The organism is Halopseudomonas bauzanensis (assembly GCF_900114735.1).
Classification (GTDB): domain Bacteria; phylum Pseudomonadota; class Gammaproteobacteria; order Pseudomonadales; family Pseudomonadaceae; genus Halopseudomonas; species Halopseudomonas bauzanensis.
On record NZ_FOUA01000015.1, the window covers coordinates 1 to 3,773 of the forward strand.

Sequence of the window (3,773 nt, forward strand, 5' to 3'; positions counted from 1 at the left end):
AGATCTCAGCCTACCACCTTAAACACGGACAACCAACGCCGTGCTGGCCTAGCCTTCTCCGTCCCCCCATCGCAGTAACCAGAAGTACGGGAATATTAACCCGTTTCCCATCGACTACACCTTTCGGTCTCGCCTTAGGGGTCGACTCACCCTGCGTCGATTAACGTTGCGCAGGAACCCTTGGTCTTCCGGCGTGGGAGTTTTTCACTCCCATTGTCGTTACTCATGTCAGCATTCGCACTTCTGATACCTCCAGCCAACTTCTCAATTGACCTTCACAGGCTTACAGAACGCTCCTCTACCGCACATCCTAAGATGCACCCGTAGCTTCGGTGTATGGTTTGAGCCCCGTTACATCTTCCGCGCAGGCCGACTCGACTAGTGAGCTATTACGCTTTCTTTAAAGGATGGCTGCTTCTAAGCCAACCTCCTAGCTGTCTAAGCCTTCCCACATCGTTTCCCACTTAACCATAACTTTGGGACCTTAGCTGACGGTCTGGGTTGTTTCCCTTTTCACGACGGACGTTAGCACCCGCCGTGTGTCTCCCGTGCTCTGCACTCACTGGTATTCGGAGTTTGCATGGGGTTGGTAAGTCGGGATGACCCCCTAGCCCAAACAGTGCTCTACCCCCAGTGGTGATACACGAGGCGCTACCTAAATAGCTTTCGAGGAGAACCAGCTATCTCCGAGCTTGATTAGCCTTTCACTCCTATCCACAAGTCATCCGCTAACTTTTCAACGGTAGTCGGTTCGGTCCTCCAGTGCCTGTTACGGCACCTTCAACCTGCCCATGGATAGATCGCCCGGTTTCGGGTCTATACCCAGCGACTAAACGCCCTATTAAGACTCGGTTTCCCTACGCCTCCCCTAGACGGTTAAGCTCGCCACTGAATATAAGTCGCTGACCCATTATACAAAAGGTACGCAGTCACCGAACAAGTCGGCTCCCACTGCTTGTACGCATACGGTTTCAGGATCTATTTCACTCCCCTCACAGGGGTTCTTTTCGCCTTTCCCTCACGGTACTGGTTCACTATCGGTCAGTCAGGAGTATTTAGCCTTGGAGGATGGTCCCCCCATGTTCAGTCAACGTTTCACGTGCGCCGACCTACTCGATTTCACGGCAAAGAGTCTTTCGTGTACGGGGCTATCACCCACTATGGCCGCCTTTTCCACAGCGTTCCACTAGACTCAATACCGCTTAAGGGCTGCTCCCCGTTCGCTCGCCACTACTTGGGGAATCTCGGTTGATTTCTTTTCCTCCGGGTACTTAGATGTTTCAGTTCCCCGGGTTCGCCTCACACACCTATGTATTCAGTGTGTGATACCCAACTTATGTTGAGTGGGTTTCCCCATTCAGAGATCTCCGGATCAAAGGTCGTTTGCCACCTCCCCGAAGCTTTTCGCAGGCTACCACGTCTTTCATCGCCTCTGACTGCCAAGGCATCCACCGTATGCGCTTATTCACTTGACCATATAACCCCAAACAATCTGCTTGCGCCGATTGCTCAAAGCCTATGTCTTGACATGATTTCACGACAATCCGGAACTTGCACTTGAGATTACAAGTTACCTTAGCCATAACGTGTGCAGTGAAACACCCGTTATGTCTTGTCTTACTTCTATCACTTTTCCACATTGTTAAAGAGCGACTGATCAAAGATCAGACATCAATCATCCCGTCATAAACCTGCGGGATCATTCATGTATGAACTCTTATCGAGTACTGGCGATGGCATGCTGCTGACCTGGTGGAGCCAAGCGGGATCGAACCGCTGACCTCCTGCGTGCAAGGCAGGCGCTCTCCCAGCTGAGCTATGGCCCCGTTCAGACCTGACACCTCGACAATTGGTGGGTCTGGGCAGATTCGAACTGCCGACCTCACCCTTATCAGGGGTGCGCTCTAACCAACTGAGCTACAGACCCAATTATCTCGGCCTGCTACCTGTTGCGTTAAAGCTACAGACCTAATCGCCTTTCTTTCGGAATCAAGTAATTCGTGTGAGTGCTTGAAAAAGCGTGTGATCTTTCGATTAAGGAGGTGATCCAGCCGCAGGTTCCCCTACGGCTACCTTGTTACGACTTCACCCCAGTCATGAATCACACCGTGGTAACCGTCCTCCCGAAGGTTAGACTAGCTACTTCTGGTGCAACCCACTCCCATGGTGTGACGGGCGGTGTGTACAAGGCCCGGGAACGTATTCACCGTGGCATTCTGATCCACGATTACTAGCGATTCCGACTTCATGGAGTCGAGTTGCAGACTCCAATCCGGACTACGAGAGACTTTATGGGATTAGCTCCACCTCGCGGCTTGGCAACCCTTTGTATCCCCCATTGTAGCACGTGTGTAGCCCTGGCCGTAAGGGCCATGATGACTTGACGTCATCCCCACCTTCCTCCGGTTTGTCACCGGCAGTCTCCTTAGAGTGCCCACCATAACGTGCTGGTAACTAAGGACAAGGGTTGCGCTCGTTACGGGACTTAACCCAACATCTCACGACACGAGCTGACGACAGCCATGCAGCACCTGTGTCAGAGTTCCCGAAGGCACCAATCCATCTCTGGAAAGTTCTCTGCATGTCAAGGCCAGGTAAGGTTCTTCGCGTTGCTTCGAATTAAACCACATGCTCCACCGCTTGTGCGGGCCCCCGTCAATTCATTTGAGTTTTAATCTTGCGACCGTACTCCCCAGGCGGTCAACTTAGTGCGTTAGCTGCGCCACTAAGAACTCAAGGTTCCCAACGGCTAGTTGACATCGTTTACGGCGTGGACTACCAGGGTATCTAATCCTGTTTGCTCCCCACGCTTTCGCACCTCAGTGTCAGTATCAGTCCAGGTAGTCGCCTTCGCCACTGGTGTTCCTTCCTATATCTACGCATTTCACCGCTACACAGGAAATTCCACTACCCTCTACCGTACTCTAGCCCAGCAGTTATGGATGCAGTTCCCAGGTTGAGCCCGGGGATTTCACACCCATCTTACTGAACCACCTACGCGCGCTTTACGCCCAGTAATTCCGATTAACGCTTGCACCCTCTGTATTACCGCGGCTGCTGGCACAGAGTTAGCCGGTGCTTATTCTGTCGGTAACGTCAAAATTGTAGAGTATTAATCCACAACCCTTCCTCCCAACTTAAAGTGCTTTACAATCCGAAGACCTTCTTCACACACGCGGCATGGCTGGATCAGGGTTGCCCCCATTGTCCAATATTCCCCACTGCTGCCTCCCGTAGGAGTCTGGACCGTGTCTCAGTTCCAGTGTGACTGATCATCCTCTCAGACCAGTTACGGATCGTCGCCTTGGTGAGCCATTACCTCACCAACAAGCTAATCCGACCTGGGCTCATCTGATAGCGCAAGGTCCGAAGATCCCCTGCTTTCTCCCGTAGGACGTACGCGGTATTAGCGCCCGTTTCCGGACGTTATCCCCCACTATCAGGCAGATTCCCAGGTGTTACTCACCCGTCCGCCGCTAAATCCGGGAGCAAGCTCCCTTCTTCCGCTCGACTTGCATGTGTTAGGCCTGCCGCCAGCGTTCAATCTGAGCCATGATCAAACTCTTCAGTTAAAAACTGCATGGGTTTTGAGAAAACCCTAAACTTGGCTCAGCTTACTAAACTCATGAATTCACGAGTTACTTGTAGGCTGATAATCTTGCGATCATCACGACATCCACAAGCACCCACACGAATTACTTGATTCCAATTTGTTAAAGAGCGATTCGGTCCGCGTTTCCGCTTAACCAAGGCCGCGCATTCTACGCCAACCT

The 3,773-nt window shown here is 52.1% G+C and carries 2 tRNA genes and 2 rRNA genes; all 4 read right to left on the reverse strand.

Annotation, left to right across the window (positions count from 1 at the left end):
• A 23S ribosomal RNA gene (locus tag BM267_RS16545) occupies positions 1 to 1,475 on the reverse strand; the annotation flags it as partial.
• Between the two features lie 275 nt (positions 1,476 to 1,750).
• A tRNA-Ala gene (locus BM267_RS16550) sits at positions 1,751 to 1,826 on the reverse strand.
• 24 nt (positions 1,827 to 1,850) lie between these two features.
• Positions 1,851 to 1,927, reverse strand: a tRNA-Ile gene (locus BM267_RS16555).
• A gap of 108 nt (positions 1,928 to 2,035) precedes the next feature.
• Positions 2,036 to 3,572 (reverse strand): 16S ribosomal RNA (locus BM267_RS16560).
• Between the last annotated feature and the right edge of the window lie 201 nt (positions 3,573 to 3,773).